This window comes from Prevotella sp. oral taxon 306 str. F0472, assembly GCF_000257925.1.
In the GTDB taxonomy this organism is placed as follows: Bacteria; Bacteroidota; Bacteroidia; order Bacteroidales; family Bacteroidaceae; genus Prevotella; species Prevotella vespertina.
In genome coordinates this window covers 1-18,568 of record NZ_AJIN01000017.1, presented here as the reverse complement: position 1 = coordinate 18,568, position 18,568 = coordinate 1, and the positions used below count along the sequence as shown (strand labels likewise).

18 protein-coding genes are annotated in these 18,568 nt (G+C 41.1%); 6 read left to right on the top strand and 12 right to left on the bottom strand.

Going from position 1 to position 18,568, the window contains the following annotated elements:
* Positions 1-64: 64 nt before the first annotated feature.
* Positions 65-1,039, top strand: a complete 975-nt coding sequence (locus HMPREF9969_RS02715; protein ID WP_036894774.1) for an acyltransferase family protein — start codon at positions 65-67, stop codon at positions 1,037-1,039.
* Positions 1,040-1,260: 221 nt separating this feature from the next.
* On the opposite strand, the gene HMPREF9969_RS02710 is transcribed toward HMPREF9969_RS02715, so the two are convergent.
* From HMPREF9969_RS02710 to polA, 6 genes are all read right to left on the bottom strand, one after another.
* Entirely contained in the window at positions 1,261-3,261 is a 2,001-nt protein-coding gene (locus HMPREF9969_RS02710; RefSeq protein WP_009434382.1) for an Ig-like domain-containing domain, read from the bottom strand.
* 79 nt (positions 3,262-3,340) lie between these two features.
* On the bottom strand, positions 3,341-4,852 hold the full coding sequence (locus HMPREF9969_RS02705) for a GH3 auxin-responsive promoter family protein (RefSeq protein WP_009434396.1): 1,512 nt from the start codon (positions 4,850-4,852) through the stop codon (positions 3,341-3,343).
* A gap of 382 nt (positions 4,853-5,234) precedes the next feature.
* A complete protein-coding gene (locus tag HMPREF9969_RS02700; RefSeq protein ID WP_036894771.1) occupies positions 5,235-5,453 on the bottom strand; it encodes a hypothetical protein in 219 nt (72 codons plus the stop codon).
* Positions 5,450-5,926, bottom strand: a complete 477-nt coding sequence (locus HMPREF9969_RS02695) for a DUF3990 domain-containing protein (RefSeq protein WP_009434384.1) — start codon at positions 5,924-5,926, stop codon at positions 5,450-5,452. Before HMPREF9969_RS02695 ends, HMPREF9969_RS02700 begins: the two co-directional genes overlap by 4 nt.
* The gene (locus HMPREF9969_RS02690; RefSeq protein WP_009434337.1) at positions 5,923-6,150 is read right to left on the bottom strand and encodes a DUF3791 domain-containing protein; all 228 of its coding nucleotides are present in this window, start codon (positions 6,148-6,150) and stop codon (positions 5,923-5,925) included. Before HMPREF9969_RS02690 ends, HMPREF9969_RS02695 begins: the two co-directional genes overlap by 4 nt.
* A gap of 106 nt (positions 6,151-6,256) precedes the next feature.
* Positions 6,257-9,019 (bottom strand): DNA polymerase I, encoded by a 2,763-nt coding sequence (polA, locus tag HMPREF9969_RS02685; protein WP_009434391.1) that lies wholly within the window; start codon positions 9,017-9,019, stop codon positions 6,257-6,259.
* A gap of 94 nt (positions 9,020-9,113) precedes the next feature.
* Between polA and HMPREF9969_RS02680 the strand changes: the two genes are divergently transcribed.
* Positions 9,114-10,094, top strand: a complete 981-nt coding sequence (locus HMPREF9969_RS02680; protein ID WP_009434367.1) for a polyprenyl synthetase family protein — start codon at positions 9,114-9,116, stop codon at positions 10,092-10,094.
* A gap of 389 nt (positions 10,095-10,483) precedes the next feature.
* Here HMPREF9969_RS02680 and deoC read toward each other — a convergent pair whose 3' ends face one another.
* The 6 genes from deoC to mnmG form a co-directional block, all read right to left on the bottom strand.
* The gene (gene deoC, locus HMPREF9969_RS02675; RefSeq protein ID WP_009434414.1) at positions 10,484-11,431 is read right to left on the bottom strand and encodes a deoxyribose-phosphate aldolase; all 948 of its coding nucleotides are present in this window, start codon (positions 11,429-11,431) and stop codon (positions 10,484-10,486) included.
* Between the two features lie 55 nt (positions 11,432-11,486).
* Complete coding sequence (locus HMPREF9969_RS02670; protein WP_009434394.1) at positions 11,487-11,822, bottom strand: nucleotide pyrophosphohydrolase; 336 nt, start codon at positions 11,820-11,822, stop codon at positions 11,487-11,489.
* Positions 11,822-12,274, bottom strand: a complete 453-nt coding sequence (gene dtd, locus HMPREF9969_RS02665) for a D-aminoacyl-tRNA deacylase (RefSeq protein WP_009434393.1) — start codon at positions 12,272-12,274, stop codon at positions 11,822-11,824. Before dtd ends, HMPREF9969_RS02670 begins: the two co-directional genes overlap by 1 nt.
* 34 nt (positions 12,275-12,308) lie before the next feature.
* Complete coding sequence (gene uvrC / locus HMPREF9969_RS02660; protein WP_009434408.1) at positions 12,309-14,141, bottom strand: excinuclease ABC subunit UvrC; 1,833 nt, start codon at positions 14,139-14,141, stop codon at positions 12,309-12,311.
* Between the two features lie 223 nt (positions 14,142-14,364).
* A complete protein-coding gene (locus HMPREF9969_RS02655; RefSeq protein ID WP_009434410.1) occupies positions 14,365-14,895 on the bottom strand; it encodes an adenine phosphoribosyltransferase in 531 nt (176 codons plus the stop codon).
* A 117-nt stretch (positions 14,896-15,012) separates the two neighbouring features.
* Entirely contained in the window at positions 15,013-16,884 is a 1,872-nt protein-coding gene (mnmG, locus tag HMPREF9969_RS02650; RefSeq protein ID WP_009434416.1) for a tRNA uridine-5-carboxymethylaminomethyl(34) synthesis enzyme MnmG, read from the bottom strand.
* A 224-nt stretch (positions 16,885-17,108) separates the two neighbouring features.
* Between mnmG and HMPREF9969_RS02645 the strand changes: the two genes are divergently transcribed.
* The 4 genes from HMPREF9969_RS02645 (at position 17,109) to HMPREF9969_RS02630 (ending at position 18,534) form a co-directional block, all read left to right on the top strand.
* Positions 17,109-17,456, top strand: a complete 348-nt coding sequence (locus HMPREF9969_RS02645) for a type II toxin-antitoxin system RelE/ParE family toxin (RefSeq protein WP_036894768.1) — start codon at positions 17,109-17,111, stop codon at positions 17,454-17,456.
* Positions 17,422-17,730: a helix-turn-helix domain-containing protein gene (locus HMPREF9969_RS02640; protein ID WP_009434344.1), complete on the top strand. Its 309-nt coding sequence runs from the start codon at positions 17,422-17,424 to the stop codon at positions 17,728-17,730. Before HMPREF9969_RS02645 ends, HMPREF9969_RS02640 begins: the two co-directional genes overlap by 35 nt.
* 235 nt (positions 17,731-17,965) lie before the next feature.
* Positions 17,966-18,157 (top strand): hypothetical protein, encoded by a 192-nt coding sequence (locus HMPREF9969_RS13130; protein WP_009434406.1) that lies wholly within the window; start codon positions 17,966-17,968, stop codon positions 18,155-18,157.
* A 164-nt stretch (positions 18,158-18,321) separates the two neighbouring features.
* A complete protein-coding gene (locus HMPREF9969_RS02630; protein ID WP_036894766.1) occupies positions 18,322-18,534 on the top strand; it encodes a hypothetical protein in 213 nt (70 codons plus the stop codon).
* Positions 18,535-18,568 lie beyond the last annotated feature (34 nt).

The window sequence follows — 18,568 nt, the reverse complement described above, 5'->3', positions numbered from 1 at the left end:
ATTAGTGAATTTATAATAATCTGACTATAAGGACACTGATAATGGAGGGGTGTCAATAGAGCAAATGATGGTAGAGAGGGAACGTTGGATAGACATGCTGCGAGGTTTCTGTATGTTGGCAATATTGTTAGACCATACTGAAATCTATTATACAGGAGGTAACCTTATTCCTTATGATTGGTATGTTTCGAATGTTCTAATCGTCTTTTTCTTTCTGTCAGGATACCTCATGTACAAACAGCAAGGCTTTTCTTTGAGGCACAAGCTGACTTCGATAGGGCGCAGTCTACTTCTTCCTTACTTTCTCTTTACCATAGTTTTGGCACTTCCGAAAGCCTTTGTACATGGTCATAGTATAGACTGGGAGAGTTTATTATTACCTATCTTGACAGGTCGAGCCTCTTGGTTTATAGCTGCCTTAATAGTTTCTGAAGTTGTTTTTAGCCTTTTCTTGTGGATAACTCGTGGAAAAGTTATACCCTTATTCATTCTCTCTTCTTGTGCTTTTGTTGGTTCGGTACTTTTAACGAAACAATCCACTGCTTATCCTTGGTGTATCAACAATGCCTTGCAAGCAGTCCTTTTCCTTTATATCGGATGGTTTTATCAATGTCGAAAAGATGTTTTCAACCATATCAACACACCATTATTCACATCATTCCTCTTTATATTTCTTATAGTAATAAAAGGTTATGCAACGTGCAAAGGGGTGCATACGATGATATACCCAATGGGTATAGACTCTTATTTCATCTTCTTTCTTGATATGTTAACGAGCATTTTCTTACTTGTCAATGTTTGTAAGCAACTGCCAAGATGTAAGCCTTTAGAGTGGGTTGGAGCGCATAGTATTGTTTATTATTTCGTCTGTGGAGGTGTTCCCCTTTGCTTATCTTTAGCACTTGAGAAGGTGGATTTAGGCTATCATGGAGCTTATTATAGTGTACTGATAGCCTATGCTTTGGTCTGCATAGTGGCAAGCTGTATTGTAGCAATCGTCTATCGCTACTTGCCATTTATGCTTGGAAAGCTTCATTAAGCCCTTTCTTTACCTTGTATGAGGCTATAACTGTTATAGACGTATAAACTCACAACAAATGAAGAAACGCCCTTTTGAGGGCAAAGAGAGCCTCTCCTTGATGCAAAGAAAGCCTCTCTTCAAATTGAAGAAAGGCTCTCTTTGTTTTTTAAAGCTGGTTTTCTCTTATTTCTTTAGTTATTAAGAGGGGGTATAGATGAGGCTTAGGATTGGGTGAAAATCTACTTTTTAGGCTCAGACCTCTTATCCTTTACCTTCTTAATCTTTACCTTCCCTTGTAGTATATCTTCGCTTGGGAGATCTATACCGAGGCTGCGGGCACGCTCCAGATTGCGACTCCTTGCCTTACGCTGCGTATCTGCCTTCTGCTTAGTAATTGCTCCAGGCTTCTGTTGATAGAGCGGTAGAAGGCGTGGATTCCACGTTCCTTGCACATCACGTTTCGCCTTGCACTCTATGGATTTGGGGTAGTAATACACCGCCTCAGGCTCTCGCTGCGTTGCATAATCACCTCCGTCCCACTTGCCGTTATCGTTATCATCGACAATGAGACGCATGTAGTACGTGCCAGGCTTGATGTAGTAGAAGGTCGCCTTATCGTCTTTTGCGATTGTTTCCCTTACTGGTTTATCGCTTTCGTTGAGCAGTTGTACGAGGCAGTTCTTGCCCTTCATACCCTCAAGAGACATCACCAAGGTGCCATACTCATCAATGGAAGGGATGCGAATACCCTGTTTGTACTTCTTAGAAAGCCTCCCGTAGATATCCGTGAAGGCTGCTGAATCAAGCTCCAAGCTGTATTCTTTGCCCGTATCCCACGCACTGACGAGTTGTAACTGACGTGGTTTTCCGGGTTCAGTACCCAACTGGTACTTCGCTCGATACCATGAGCTGTCCACCTTCTCATAGAGTTGTATCTTGGAAGTATCGATCTTCTCTATTGGAGCAGCAATCTCGAAGGATAGATTCTGGTCTGGACTCATCTGCGACGGGACGTTATATTTCACATCAAGAGGCTTTGCTGGCATTGCTGTCTCATACGCTTTCCCACGTTCCTTAGCCTTATCTTGCTTCTTTTTCCACTTGTCGTATTCCTCTTGTTGGCTCTTCAAGCGCTTTGCATAAGGTGTTTTGGCGAGTAGCTCAAGCGTCTCGGTCTGTGGAACAAGCCTCCCCGTGCTGTCCGTCATATTGTAAGTCATCTTCATACGTAGGGTGTCTTGATTGATAAGCGCAGAGTCACGAAGCCAATAAGTAATGGTGTCTTGGTTCATACTTGGCTCTTCCAAGAAGGCATCCTTAGCGTTGAAATTCAGTGGGGTAAGCTGTGGTAGGCTCGCATCTCCATAGCTAAAGAAGAGCGTGAAGTGGTCTGCATCCTTTCTTTCTGCCTTTATGAAGTATCGATCTGTTTGTACAGCTGTGAAGGCAGAGAGCGTTACGTCGTCTGGAAGAAAGTGGGTGTAAGGCACCTGCTTAATGTCTTTGATGTGCAAAGAGTCCGTCCATAGCGTGTCTTGTCGTATGTCCGGCTTCCACGAAGGCATGATAACTTCAGGTGTGAAAGCAATCTCCTCACTCTTTTGATTGTACATGTAATTGCCGTCCGCATCCTTTAGTGCATAGATGCGATAGTCTCCTTTAGCAACACCACGTATCACAAAGTGCCCCCGACTATCGGTTCTTGAGACGCGCAACATCGGTAGTTTCTGGAAAGCAGTGTCACTCTGATTGCTGTAAAGACCCACAAGTATCCCCTTGATAGGCTCCAGATTCTCTGCTTCCAACACATAGCCAGATACTTCGAGAGTATCAATATGATCGCCAGTAGAGAAGCTGTAAGTGTAATTACCTAGTGGATTGCCCTCGTTGTTATCGGAGATTGCATCCGAGAAGTCGATAGTGTAGGTTGTATTCGGCTGTAGTTTGTCTTGCAAAGCGACGGAGATATGCTTGCCTTGAGCCTTTATCTCTGGTGCTTCTAGCTGTGGTGGAGACACAACAACCTTCTCTGATGCGTTCTCTAACTTGATGAACTCATCGAAAAAGATGTTCACTTTCTTACTGTTTACATCGGTTGCTCGATCAGAGGGAGAGGCTCCAACGACCTTAGGAGGTGTCTCATCAAACCATCCACCATCGGGTTGTCCCATCTTAGCACACGACACTAACGATAGGAGAAGGAGGGTTATAAGACTATATGCGAGTGTTATTTTCTTCATATCTTATTGAACTTTTATAGTCGATGAGGGGCTTATGCCGAGCATTCTATGTGGGTATTTACAATCAAGAAGAGCGTATTTACTGGTTCATTGTCAGTAATTCTTCAAGATTAGAACGGCTGTTTGACAAGCGAGGAATCTTGTGTTGACCACCGAGCTTACCCTTTGTTTTCAGCCAATCATTGAAGAGGTTCTTACGAGCGACAATGATTTCGAGGGGCTGAAGGGTCACATTATGATAGCGTTTAGCCTCATAATCGGAGTTGATCTCTTGTAGTTTGTTATCGAGGATAGTGGCAAACTCTGCAATAGACGCTGGTTCTTTTGCAAACTCAATGAGCCATTGGTGTCGGCACTTAGCCTTTGCATCCATATAAATAGGTGCTGCGGTATAGTCTAATATTTGTGCTCCTGTAGCCTTACAAGCGGCATCGAGTCCCTTTTCAGCATTGTCCATGATGAGTTCCTCACCAAAGGCATTGATGAAATACTTGGTTCTTCCGGTGATAATAAACTTATAAGGACGGGTGGAAGTAAACTGTACTGTGTCGCCAATCTCATATCTCCAAAGACCGCAAGAGGTACTAATCAGCATGGCATAGTTGCGTCCAACCTCTACACCAGATAGTGGAACGATGTTTGGATGATCGTTTCCAAACTCGTCCATAGGCAAGAACTCGTAGAATACTCCATAATCAAGCATGAGCGACATACTGCTATCTGAAGGGTCATCCTGTATTCCGAAGAACCCTTCCGAGGCGTTATATGTCTCCATATAGTTCATTCCCTGCTTTGTAATAAGCTGTTCGTATTGTTCTCGATAGGGTGTAAAAGCAATGCCACCATGGAAGAATACCTCCAAATTAGGCCATACTTCTTCAAGATGTTGTTTACCACTTAGCTCCATAACACGCACTAATACGGATAGCATCCATGATGGTACACCAGAGATATTAGTGATGTTTTGCGTAAGAGTTTCCCGTGCTATTCGATCGCGTTTCACCTCGAAGTCACTCAATAGAGCAGTCTCTTTCTTGGGTACACGCACGATATTTGCAAGTGGATTAATATTCTCTATGAGTATTGCACTTAGGTCTCCAACAAGGGAATTGTGCAAGTTGTAGTTGGGAGAATGACTACCACCAAGGATCAAACCTTTGCCATTGAAGAGTTTACTCTCAGGGTGATTACTAAGGTAATAAGCGATTACATCCTTACCTCCTTGGTAATGAATGGTTTGCAGTCCTTCGTGAGTTACAGGGATAAACTTGCTCTTGTCGTTTGTAGTTCCTGATGACTTAGCATACCATCTAACCACTCCTGGCCATAGAATATCACGTTCTCCATGACGCATTCTATCGATGTCGTCCTTCAGTTCTTCATAGGTATTGACGGGCACGTTATGCACGAAATCGTCATAAGAAGTGATGGTTGAGAACAGATGTTTACGTCCGTATTCTGTATCTTTAGCCCGTTCTATAAGGTATTCCATAACCTCCTGCTGGATAGCTTCGCTATCAGTAGTATAGCGTTCTAGCTCCTTGCGGCGTGGTTGGAAGTATAGTTTGTTTACTAAACTAGTAAGACTCATTCAAATTTCATTGCTTGATTAAATTGCAAAAGTACGCCAAAAATGCTATATGTTAAGGCTTTTCTATCTTTTTAACATTGCAATATGCAGTCTAAAAAGTGGTTTGTTCGTGTTTTTCACGTTGTTATTAACACGCCATTTAGCCGTTTCTAAGGATTGGAATGGTTAACGGAAAGTCTCCTAAAGTTCCTCTGAAAGAGGGGATGTAAAGCCCCAATCAATCTCGCAAGTAGGGGAGGAATAGTTAACGGGATATTGTACTATAAAGAAGGAAAGGCTCTCCTCGATTCGAAGAGAGCGTTTCCTTGATGCGAAGAGAGGCTTCCTTTGATGCAAAGAGACGCCTTTTTCAAATCGAAAAGGGCGTCTCTTTGGTTGTCGCTTATTGCATTTTCCCTGTTAGCAATTCCTTGTTAAGATAGTCATAGACGTATCCAGTACTCTGGAAATAAAGCCCTGTTCGGGTGTCTTTGAGCTTTTCGTATGTGTCAGAATTATAGAGAGTATCAACTGCCTCTTGCATATTCATGTCCTTATCAGACATGAGTTTGAGAATGAGGTCACGTGTTATACACTCAATCATATAGTTTGTTTCGTTCATAAGCGTTTAAGTAGTTGGATGGACTGTTGGGTTCCGAAGAAGTATTGAAAGGTTATTCCTTTCATGTACTTCAGCCTTTCTAGGAAAGTTTCGAAGGTTATCTCTTGTTCTATATAGCGTCTGATCTGTAATCCGACACGGTCATTTGCAATTGGACCAATGACAATATCATAGTCATGTGTACTTCCACCATCTGCAGAGTTGCGGTTGGCAAAAACGAACTCAGCCCATTCCTTGGTATATCCTTCAAATCTTTTGACCTTTAGGTTGGGGTTATCTAATTGCTTTTCGTCAAACTCATAGACATTTAAAATAGGTTTACCACCATTGGTAAAGGTCTTATATTCTGCCATCTCAAGGGCTTGTTGCTTGTCAGCACTTAGGTAGAAGCCTTTACCAAAGTCCTTGTTTGGTTTGGACTTAGCAAAGTCTATGACCATTACTATCTGATTGGAACCATGGTATAAGGTCATACTAATGCTCCTCCTTGCCTTTGACAGAATGTTATTAAGTCATTGATAACGTCTCGAAAGCTCTGCGTGTGCATTACACCATAGAACCGATCAACGAGTTCAATAGCCTTATATCGTTTCAAATATCTATATGCTTGTTTGTCAGTGAGATTCTTTCTTTTTGCAAACTCACTGATGATAGCAACGAAATATTCCGCTTTGTTCTTTGTTTCTTCCTTATCCATAACTCTGTTTTAAGCTATAAATACTAATGAAAATAACCCTTAATTGAAGAAGTTAAGTTTGCTTTTAGTACCATTCTCCTTTGATCCTGAAGAATTGGAAAGAGCCTTAATGTGCTTCTAACCAGTTCTTTCCCCAACCAGCATCAGCTATTAGTGGGACATTGAGGGGATAGGCATTCTGCATCTCTTCGAGGACTATTTTCTCCACCTTCTCACGCTCATCTGGGTAAACAGAGAAGTTGAGTTCGTCATGTACCTGTAGTATCATCTTTGAGCGGATACCCTCTTCTTTGAATCGATTCCATATCCGCACCATAGCAACCTTTATAATGTCTGCCTCTGTCCCTTGTATTGGTGCGTTGATAGCATTGCGCTCATCGAAACCTCGGATGGTACCATTTCGACTGTTGATATTCGGTAGATAGCGGCGACGATGGAACAAGGTTTCTGCATAACCTTTGCTTCTTGCAAGCTCTTTCGCATGTTCCATGTAGGCTTGAACCTTAGGGAATGTGCGGAAGTAGTCCTGTATCAACGCCCTTGCCTCATTGTTGGGTATCTCCATTCTTTGGGCTAATCCAAAGGTAGTTATACCATATATAATACCAAAGTTAGCCTGCTTAGCCTTCTTTCTCTGTGCGTCCGTCACGTCATCAAGAGCCTCATGCCAGATCTTAGCCGCCGTCGCCCTGTGTATGTCATAACCCTCTCTAAAGGCCTCCATCATATTGTCATCCTCTGATAGATGAGCCATGATTCGCAGTTCAATTTGGCTATAGTCAGCTGAAAAGAACATACATCCTTCCTCTGGAATAAAGCACTTTCTAATCTCTTTCCCATCGTCTGTTCGCACTGGAATATTCTGTAGGTTAGGGTCGCTGGAGGATAGTCTTCCCGTTGCAGTTAACGCCTGGTTGAAGGAGGTATGGATGTGTCCTGTACGAGAGTTAATCAGTTTGGGTAAGGCTTCTACATAGGTACTTAGCAACTTCTTCATACCTCTGTAGTTCAGAATGTTACGTACAATAGGATGTTTTGATTCGATACTCTGCAACACTTCCTCACTAGTGACATATTGCCCAGTCTTGGTCTTCTTGGGCTTATCCATAATCTGCATCTTACCGAAAAGGATGTCACCTACCTGCTTTGGACTCGATATGTTAAATTCTTCACCAGCCTCTTTAAAGATATCCACTTCATATTGTCTCATACGTTCCGTGAATATCTTTGATGTTTCTTTTAATGCTTCCGTATCAATGCGAACACCGGTAAGTTCCATGTCAGCCAGTACACGAACAAGGGGCATCTCAATGCTCCAGAACAACTCTTCAACATTGAGTTCTTTCAGCTTAGGAGCGAGTACATTCTTTAGACGTAAGGTGATGTCGGCATCCTCTGCGGCATATTCATAAATCTCAGAAGGACTTAAGTCGCGCATATTCTTTTGCTTCTTTCCTTTCGAGCCAAGCAAGTCTTCAATGTGTATGGTTCGATATCCAAGGAGTGTTTCAGCCATGTAGTCCATGTTGTGACGAAGTTCGGGTTGGATAAGATAGTGTGCTATCATCGTGTCGAACATCGCTCCTTTCAATTCCACCCCATAGTTGCTTAGTACCTCATAATCGTACTTGATGTTCTGACCAACCTTTAGAATCGACTCGTTCTCATATACTGGTTTGAATATTGCAACACGTTTCAAGGCTTCTTCGCGATTCTCTGGAATAGGGATGTAAAAGGCTTCCTTTTCCTCAACAGAGAAGCTCAAGCCCACCAACTCAGCACTAATTGCATCGGTAGAAGTGGTTTCTGTGTCTAAACTAAGCGTTTCTTTTGTTAAAAAAAGCTCACATAAGCGATGCAAATCAGCCTCATTATCAATGAGTTGATAGTTGTGTTGGGTCGTTTTAAGGCTCTCAAAACTCTCGTTTTTTGCTTCGCTTGGGTTATCGGGCGCAAATTCTGCAAATAAATCAAGCTGATTTTCGACAACTTTTGACTTCTCTTTGTCTTTGTTAAGAAACTTGTTAATAAGTGTCTTAAACTCTAATTCTTCAAATATCGCACGTAGTTTCTCTTCATCCGGTTGCTGAACTTTCATTTCATCTAGTTCCAACTGTAATGGAACGTCCGTACGGATTGTTGCAAGGAACTTAGATATTTTGATGTCTTCAACGGCAGCTTCGACCTTATTCCGTAGTTTCCCTTTTATCTCATTAGTATGAGCAAGCATATTATCAATGCTCCCGAATTGATTAATTAACTTCGCTGCAGTCTTCTCACCAACCCCTGGACAACCCGGAAAGTTATCTGCTGTGTCACCCATCAACGCCAAAATGTCTATGACTTGGGCTGGGGTAGGGATTCCATACTTACTTTCTACCTCCTTTTCACCAAGTGTTTCGTAACCTCCGCCATGCTTTGGACGATACATGAAAACGTTTGGTCCAATCAGTTGACCATAGTCCTTGTCGGGAGTAAGCATAAATGTATCGATTCCATCGGTGCCGAATCGGGTTGCAACAGTACCTATGATGTCATCTGCCTCGAAGCCATCTACCTGTAAGATAGGGATGTGCAATGCCTCTAATATCTGTTTGATTATAGGGACTGAGAGCTTAATGTCCTCCGGCGTTTCCTCCCTTTGCGCCTTATACTGGGGGTATGCATCGTGTCTGAAGGTCTTTCCATGATCAAAAGCAACAGCTATGTGCGTTGGTTTCTCCTTAGTTAACACTTCATTTAAGGTGTTGCAAAACCCCATAATAGCCGATGTATTCAAACCTTTAGAATTAATACGTGGACTGCGAAGTAGTGCATAATAAGAGCGAAAGATTAGCGCATAAGCGTCGAGAAGGAACAGTTTTGCCATAAAGTAAATATGTAATTTTTAGCTGTAAAAGTACTAAAAATATTCCATAATATGCGATTTATTGACTAAATTTGTATCAAATTTGAAGTCAATAATGGATACCCTTTCACTAATAAAGCAACCGATTGAGACAGAATTAGTCGATTTCATCGACCTTTTTAATCATGCTCTCAACCACGAGGATGGGCTGTTACAGGTGGTTTTGAACCATATTAAGCAGCGCGCAGGAAAGCGTATGCGCCCCATCCTTATCCTCTTGATGGCTAAGAACTTTGGTAAGGTCTCACGTGTAACACAGCATGCTGCAGTTGGTTTAGAGCTCCTTCACACGGCATCACTTGTCCATGATGATGTGGTGGATGAGGCTGCTGAACGTCGAGGGCAGGCTAGTGTGAATGCTGACTACGATAATAAGGTGGCTGTGTTGGTTGGTGATTATGTGCTATCAACGGCACTTTTGCACGTTAGTTACACCCATTCAGAGATGATAGTGCGCCGTTTAGCTGAATTGGGGCGCACTTTAAGTGATGGAGAAATACTCCAGTTAGCTAATATACAGAACAAAGAAGTAACAGAAGAGGTATACTATAAGATTATAGAACGTAAGACTGCGGCTCTCTTCGAGACCTGTGCTGCGATTGGAGCAGAGTCTGCTGGCGCTACAGAAGAGCAGGTTGAGGCAGCAAGACTATTTGGTAAAAACCTCGGAATAGTGTTTCAAATCCGTGATGATATCTTCGATTACTATGATTCGGAGGTTGAGATTGGTAAGCCAACAGGCAATGATTTTGCAGAAGGTAAGCTCACTTTGCCCATCATATATGCGTTGAATGCAACGCAAGATGAGGACATGATGAGGTTAGTTCATAAGGTGAAAGCACATAATGTGACGCATGAAGAGGTGGAGACCTTAGTTCGGTTTGCAAAAGAAAATGGTGGAATAGAATATGCGGAACGTCGTATGTGGGACTTCCATGCCGAGGCACAGCGATTTATCGATCAATATGTTATCGATGAGAATATACGTACCTCTTTGCAAACCTACCTTGATTATGTCATCAAAAGAAAGAAATAATGATTGGTTAGAGTAGGTTGATTGCAATATAAATAATGCTTATCAAACTTACAAACAGGCTATTTTATAAGTTCTAAAGACGCCCTTTTTCAATGGATATAACAATTTGTTATCTTGAAGAAGGGCGTTTGGCATTTTGAAAAATAATTTATTTATAAAATGATAATAGATTAATAATACTAAATTAATAATCTATTTTTTAAATCACAAAAAGCCTTTTTCTAGTTTTAGGGAATGTTTTCTCTGATAAAGGTAAGTGTTTCTTGCTGTTTAAAGAAGTGTTTTCTCTTATGGTATAGATGTATGGCTGGAATAGAGAAATGGGCTGCAATGAAAAATCCCCACGCCTTTTATGAAAGGGTGGGGACGTTATATGTTATGCTGTCAGTCTAGAAGAACTTAGTCTCTGAACCGATGATCTCACTAAGAAGAAGGTTTGTCAATCGACTTGTACCCATCCTAAACCAATAATTAGTAAGCCATTTTTCGCCTAGAACCTCTTTAACTATAGTGTAGTAGATAACAGCGTCCATGACTGTATTAATGCCTCCTGCGGGCTTTAAACCAATCTGTATACCCGTCTTCTTGTGGTACTCCTTGATGGCTTGACAGAGTACGTAAACGGACTCGGGAGTAGCACTAATCTTCTCTTTACCCGTACTTGTCTTTAGATAGTCAGCCCCGGCGTACATAGCGAGAACTGCTGCTGTCTTGATATCGCGTGCATTGCGGAGGTCGCCGGTCTCTAGGATTACCTTCATAGGAACGTCCCCACAGGTCTGTTTCAGTTCTCCGATGGTGTCACAAACTCCCTCATAATCACCAGAAAGGAACTTACCTACAGGCATGACAATGTCTATCTGCGTTGCACCATCCTTGATGGCAAGTGCCGTCTCAATGGTTTTTACCTCAAGAAGAGCTTGTGATGAGGGGAAGTTACCCGTCACATTCGTAATGTCAACACCATCTACTTCGAGGCTATCAGCGATGAGCTTCGTGAAACAAGGGTATGCGCAGACAGCTGCAACATGTGGAAGATCAGGGTATTCACTATCGAATTTATTGACTTTCTCTACCATTGCGAGTACTTTCTCTTCGGTATCTGCTGTGCTGAGAGTGGTTAGTTCGACGCTACCAAGCAAGAATTTCTTTACTTCTGGATTATCATTCTCTGATACTTTCTCTGCTATAATCTTTGTTACTGCAGCCTTTACATCCTCATCAGTAATGTTGAGGTCGTATTGTTCTAAAGCCTGATCGTACTCACTCTTCTCTACAATTCCATTCGCTTTCTGCGCTTGGATATCCTTTGAAACGGTGTCTTTAATGATTCCCATATTATTATTTTATAATTGTAATGTAGATGTTTTATTTATTAGTTAGAAGTTGGTTTTATACTTGATTATCAGTAAGTTTTGGGTTGTTCTTATGTCTGTCTCTGTCACGTGACGTCTTCTTCTCAAAGCTGCGTTGTAGTTCTTCGGTGAGATTAACGCCTGTTTGGTTTGCAAGACAGAGTAGAACCCACAAAACATCAGCCATTTCCTCTCCTAGGTTGGGCTTTTCTCCTTGCTTAAAGCTTTGGTCTCCATAGCTTCGAGCTATGACTCTTGCCAGTTCTCCGACCTCTTCTGTAAGACAAGCCATATTTGTTAGTTCGCTAAAATAGCGTACTCCATACTGTTTAATCCACTTATCTACAGCCTCTTGTGCCTCTTGTATTGTCATTATTCTTTGTTTTTAGTATCCATACAAATGGTTACTGGTCCATCATTTAATAGTTTTACTTTCATGTCGGAACCGAATTCTCCCGTACTAATAGGCTTTCCTAATGCTTCGCATAAGGTCTTGCAGAAGTAATCGTAGAGCGGAATTGATAGCTCATGAGGGGCTGCGTGTATCCAACTGGGTCGGTTTCCTTTCTTGTAACTAGCCATGAGTGTGAACTGAGATACAACTAGGATCTCGCCTTTGATGTCCATAATACTACGATTCATTATACCTTGTTCATCATTGAAAATACGAAGTCCTATAACCTTATTCACCAACCAGTTAGCATCCTCTTCAGTATCTTCTTTGCCAATACCAAGCAAGATAAGCAGTCCTGCTTGTATGCTGGACTTCACCTGTTGACCAATGGTTACGGATGCTTGAGCCACTCTTTGTATCACAATTCTCATACGGCAAATGTACAATATTTATTTGGTTCTCTGCTTATTCAGCGTGGAAATAATTGTAGATAATGCTAGCTTTGCTTGCACCTATTATATTTGTAAGTAATTGAATATCAGCTTCTTTTATGTTATTTACGCTCTTCAGTTTCTTTAATAACATGTCCTTTGTCTTCGGACCAATACCTTTTATATCATCTAACTCGCTGTGTAACTGATGTTTAGAGCGCTTACTGCGATGAAAAGAGATTGCATATCGATGCACTTCGTCCTGTATTTGTGTGAGAACTCGGAATAGTTCACTCTTCACGTTGAGTGCTACTACTTGCTGTGGGAAGCCAAAGAGAAGTTCATTTGTGCGGTGTTTATCATCCTTGGCAAGTCCAGCAATAGGGATTTTGAGGTGTAATTCATCTTCAATAACCTCTCTTACCACTTCCATTTGACCCTTACCACCATCTGTAATGATGAGGTCGGGGAGGGGAGAACCTTCTTCTTGCATACGTGTATAACGTCTTCTAACGACCTCCTGCATGCTTGCATAATCATCAGGACCGACCACTGTCTTTATGTTATATTTACGATAATCTTTTTTGGAAGGCTTCATGCCCTTATAAACAATACATCCCGCAACAGCATCAGAACCAGAGATATTGGAGTTATCAAAGCACTCTATTTGATAAGGAAGCTTTGGTAATTTAAGTTTCTCTTGCAGTTCTCGCATTAAGCGAGTCTGTTTCTGCTGTGGATTTAGCTTTTCCGATTGTTTTAATCGATCGAATTTATATTGCTTGGCATTCATCTCTGATAGTTCTAGAAGGTGCCATTTATCACCCCGTTTAGGTATGACGAACTCTGCATCTTTTATCTTAAAATCAAGATCAAAGGGTACTATAATCTCCTTAGCTGTGCTTTTGAAGCGAGCACGAATCTCTAAAATAGCCACGTTCAAGAGCTCTTCATCGGTTTCATCGAGCTTTCTCTTGTATTCATAAGTGAAACTTTGATTGATTGCGCCATTCTTAACATGAATGTAATTAACAAATGCGTTCTTTCTTGTATCATCATCCACGATTGTGAAAACATCGACATCTGTGATAGTATAATTGACTATTTCACTCTTTGCTGCAAAGTTTTCGAGAGCAAGGTAGCGCTGTTTACAGAGTTCTGCATCCTCAAACTTCAGTTCTTCTGCATATTTCTGCATTTTTAATCTGAGCATTTGTTGTACGTTACGAGTGTTTCCTTTTAATATTTCTCGTGCTTGCTTGATAGCTTCTTGATAGTCTTCATAGCTCTGTTTGTTGATACATGGGGCACCACAGTTATGTATATGGTATTCTAAGCAAGGCTTATATTTACCCTGTTCTATGCCCTCTTTTGTGATTGGATAGCGACATGTACGTGGTTTATAAACCTTTTTTATAATCTCTAAAATGGCATTCATACTACCAATATGGCTGTAAGGACCATAGAATGTGCCATAATGCTTATTAATTGTACGCGTCTTGAATATTCGTGGAAAATATTCGTTTGTTACACAGATGCTCGGATAAGTCTTCCCGTCCTTAAGTAATACGTTATACTTTGGTTTGTATTGTTTAATGAGTTGATTCTCGATTAGTAAGGCATCTTCTTCTGTATTGACAACTGTGTAAGTTATATCATGTATTTTAGAAACTAGTACCTTTGTTTTGAATCTATCTACCTCTTTGTGGAAATAAGATGATACACGGCTCTTAAGGTTTTTAGCCTTTCCTACATAGATTATTGTATGTTCTGAATCATAGTATTGATAGGTTCCGGGCTTCTCGGGGAGGCTCGAAACAATACTCTTTAAATAGGCTAATCGCTTCAAGTTATCTTCTTTATTCATTTTGTGTAACTGCTTTGTTTAAAGGTCTTTTAGTCTGTTTTGTTTCACGTGGAACGTTAACTATGCTACGTGTGTCGTATTTGCTTTATAAGGACAGAACTTGTTCTTTTGTTTTGCTTGTTGCTTATTAGACGTCATAATGATTCCTGAAATAGAAAAGGAGCAATCCTCTTAACTGGATAGCTCCTTTCTTTTCTTTACTAACTAGATGATTCTTGATTGATTAGAATTGGAGCAAAGATGTGATTTCTATATCTTTGTCGAATTGTTTTCGGCTATCAGGAAATTCGCTATGGAGTTCGATAATGAAGTTACAATACACCTTTTTAGGATTGAACTTCTTAACAAGGTCGCATGCAGCCTTCATCGTTCCACCAGTAGCAAGGAGGTCATCATGGAGCAAAACAACGTCATTCTCGTTGATAGCATCCTTATGAATCTCGATCGTGTCTACACCATATTCCTTCTGATAACTTTCCTGAATGGTCTCACAAGGAAGCTTACCAGGCTTACGGCAAAGTACGATACCAGCACCCAAACGGGTGGCAACGGCAGAAGACATGACGAAGCCACGACTCTCGATACCCACGATCTTGGTTACACCCTTACCTTTATAGAGATCAACCATCTCATCAGTAATTTCCTGAAGAGCTTCAGGTGACTTGAATAGGGTAGTCACATCACGGAAGTTAACACCCTTAATAGGCCAATCCGGGATACATCTCAGGTTGTCTAATAATATTTTTTTATTCATTTTCAGTTTGTTATATAGTTTTGTTTTATGCTATTGTTTCACGTGAAACAGGTATCTTTTTAACCTTTAGGGGTGTTCCTTTTATCCACGTGTTAGGACTTATTTGTCCAAAGAAAGTTATCTTCCCATGAGCACAAGCAGTACATTAATGTCGCTTGGGCTCACTCCTGGAATACGACTTGCTTGCGCGAGCGTCTCCGGTTGAATCTGTTCTAACTTCTGTCGGCACTCTGTAGAGAGGTCGTGTAGTTCACTATACTTGAAGTGTCCTTTGATTTTAATGTCTTCAAGACGTCGCATTTTCTCAGCAAATACATGCTCACGATCGATATAGCCTTTGTACTTTAGCTTGATTTCAGCAGCCTCTGCAATCTCTTCTTTACGGTTAGGCGAAGCCTCAATTGCCTCTTTAAGGCTTGGAATAACAGCCGAAAGGTTCTCAAAATTGACCTGTGGACGTGCCACAAGGTCTACTATCTTCGTTGCTCCCTTTATAGGAGATGTACCCAAATGTTCCAAGAAACCGTTTACAATATCAGGCTTAACAGAAGTGTTGTTACAGAAATCAAGGATACGATTGATGTGCTCCTTCTTTTGCATCCACCAGTCATAACGGTCCTGTTTGGCTATACCTATATTATAAGCACGCTCCGTCAGACGTGCATCCGCATCGTCTTGGCGCAAGAGAATACGGTATTCCGCACGCGAAGTAAACATACGATAAGGTTCATCAACACCCTTTGTTGTTAGGTCATCAATAAGAACTCCTATGTAACTTTCGTCTCTCTTCATAATGAAAGGATCCTGTCCTGCGCAGAGTAGGGCAGCGTTAATACCAGCAACAATGCCTTGTCCGCCAGCTTCCTCATATCCCGTGGTTCCGTTAACTTGTCCTGCAAAGAACAAACCATCAATGATTTTTGATTCAAGTGAGTGTTTCAACTGTGTTGGATCAAAGTAGTCATACTCGATGGCATAGCCCGGACGATAGATCTTAGCATCTCGTAAGGCTGGAATCTTGTGTATTGCTGATAGTTGAATGTCCCAAGGCATACTTGAAGAAAAGCCATTCAAGTACATTTCATTCGTATTCGTTCCCTCTGGTTCGAGGAAGAGTGGATGGTTATCTTTGTCTGGGAAGGTCACAAGTTTCGTCTCTATCGAAGGACAATAACGTGGACCAGTACTCTGAATCTGCCCATTAAAGAGGGGAGATTCTGCCAATCCGCTACGCAAGACATCGTGTACTTCTTCGTTCGTGTTGCATGTCCAGCATGGTAACTGCGGTAAATGGCGGTATGAACCATAGAAAGAAAACTGGTGATAATCGCTTTCTCCAGGTTGTGGTTCCATCTCTTCAAAGTGTACGGAACGACGGTCTATGCGCACTGGAGTTCCGGTCTTCATACGTGCAGACCGAATACCATGGCGTGTAATACTCTCTGTAAAGTTGTGAACAGCAGGTTCTGCACATCGTCCACCCTCCACCTTTCGCTTACCAATGTGCATGAGTCCATTGAGGAAAGTTCCAGCGGTGATAATAACCGTGCGTGCATATAGGTCTATTCCCCATATTGTCTTGATACCCAGTACTTTATTGTTCTCAACAAGTAGTTCGTCTGCTTGATCTTGAAAGATATCGAGGTTGTCTGTATGGTCAAGTATCGTGCGCCATTCCCAGATAAACTTACCACGATCGCATTGTGCTCTTGGACTCCATACGGCTGGTCCTTTTGATCGGTTCAGCATACGGAATTGAATCGCTGTAGCGTCGGTCACCAGTCCCATATAGCCTCCGAGAGCGTCAATCTCTCTGACTATCTGTCCCTTAGCAATGCCTCCGACTGCTGGATTACAGCTCATCTGACCAATCTTATTCATATCCATTGTTATCAAACAAGTCATTGCACCCATGTTGGCAGCTGCTGTAGCAGCCTCACAACCAGCGTGTCCACCGCCGATAACAAGTACGTCATACTTGAATTTCATCTTTTTCCTAACCTAGTACAAGGGCACAATATCCCTAATTTAAAACGTCACAAAAGTAAGAAATTAAATCGAATTATGAGGCTTTTGTTGGTGGAAAAAGGTAATCCAAACATCTACTTGTAGCTTTTGTAGACATTTGAGGTGTAATTGCATCTTGTTTCGTTTATATTATTAAAAGGTAGAATAAGTTGCTTAATATAGAAACTTTTTATTATCTTTGTGGCATGGAAAGGAAGATAAGGACGTATGGAGGATATTTCCAAGCATTTATCAAGACGTTGGACGATAAAGTTCTGCGCAAGATAGATTACATTCTTCAACTACTGAAAATACGAGAAAGGCTTTCTACTAAGTTTATTAAGGCAATTAAAGATGGCTTGTTTGAGTTGCGGATAGAGTATGAGGGCAATATATATCGAGTGTTTTTTATCTTTGATGAAGGACAGGTCGTCGTCCTTTTTAATGGATTCCAAAAGAAGACGCAAAAGACACCAAAGAGTGAAATAGATAAAGCTTTAAAAATAATGGAGGCTTATTATGCAGACAAACAATCACAAAATATCAAATTATGATGATGTATTAGACATCAAATATGGTAAAGAAGGTACAGAACAACGTGCGAAGTTTGAGGAAGAAGCAAAAGCTTATTATGCTTCACAAATCCTTTTGCAAGCGCGTAAGGAAGCAAAGATGACACAGAGCGAACTTGCGAAACAGGTGGGAACAACGAAGTCTTATATCTCCAAGATTGAGAATGGTGTCGTTGAGCCAGGTGTCGGGTTGTTCCTCCGTATTATTAGTGCACTTGGTTTCCAGTTTGATATCTATCGCCCTTTAGGTGTTTGATAATTCTTATTTGGAAAGGATGAGACTTAAAGGAGTTATAATGTAAGAAGTTAAGCCCAATATTCTTTATATTATATTGGAAATCTTAGTATTAGCTTAACTGCGTATAACTCCTATATCTCTCTTAATTCCTAATCTTTTTAGAATCAAATCCACTTTTTTCTATTTATCTTTGCTCTTTTTCGATATTTCTTCTTACCTTTGCGCCCGTTGAGTGAGAATTAACTTATTAATAATGATGTTACAAACAACGAATTTCAATCAAGCTAACGTTTGCGCCTTATATAATAAAGGTGTAAATGCACGTGCTATTGCGTTGGATTCTTTAACATCTAAAAACGAGAAAAAGGTTGCAAATTATTTGGTAGTTCCAAATAATTGTATACTCTCTCTCTCTCTCTCTCTCTCTCTAGTAGAGCAGGCGTAAATTACACATTTTTTCTTCTCGCGTACGCGCGCGCGAAGCGTACCGCAAACCCTGTAAACAAAGGACTTCTAGAAGTTTCCTTTGTTCTTTTTTTGTGTCCGTACCTAAACCGAAATATAGAAAAATTAAGCACGAAATAACAACTATTTTTAATCAATAAAACAATGGAGAAAAGGAAACAAAAGAGGAGCTATTCTGCACCTAATTGCGTAATAGTTCAGGTAAACGAAACCACTAATTTAATGGCGGGGTCTCCTTTTAATGGTCAGCACAACCCAGCAACACCTGGAGGAACCATCAGCAGTGCTAAGCAAGCACCAGCATGGCAGGGAGCTGACAATGAGAACGAAGACGATTTTTCCGCTTGGGAAGACTAACAGAGAGTTATTAACAAAGAGAACTAAGTAAAAA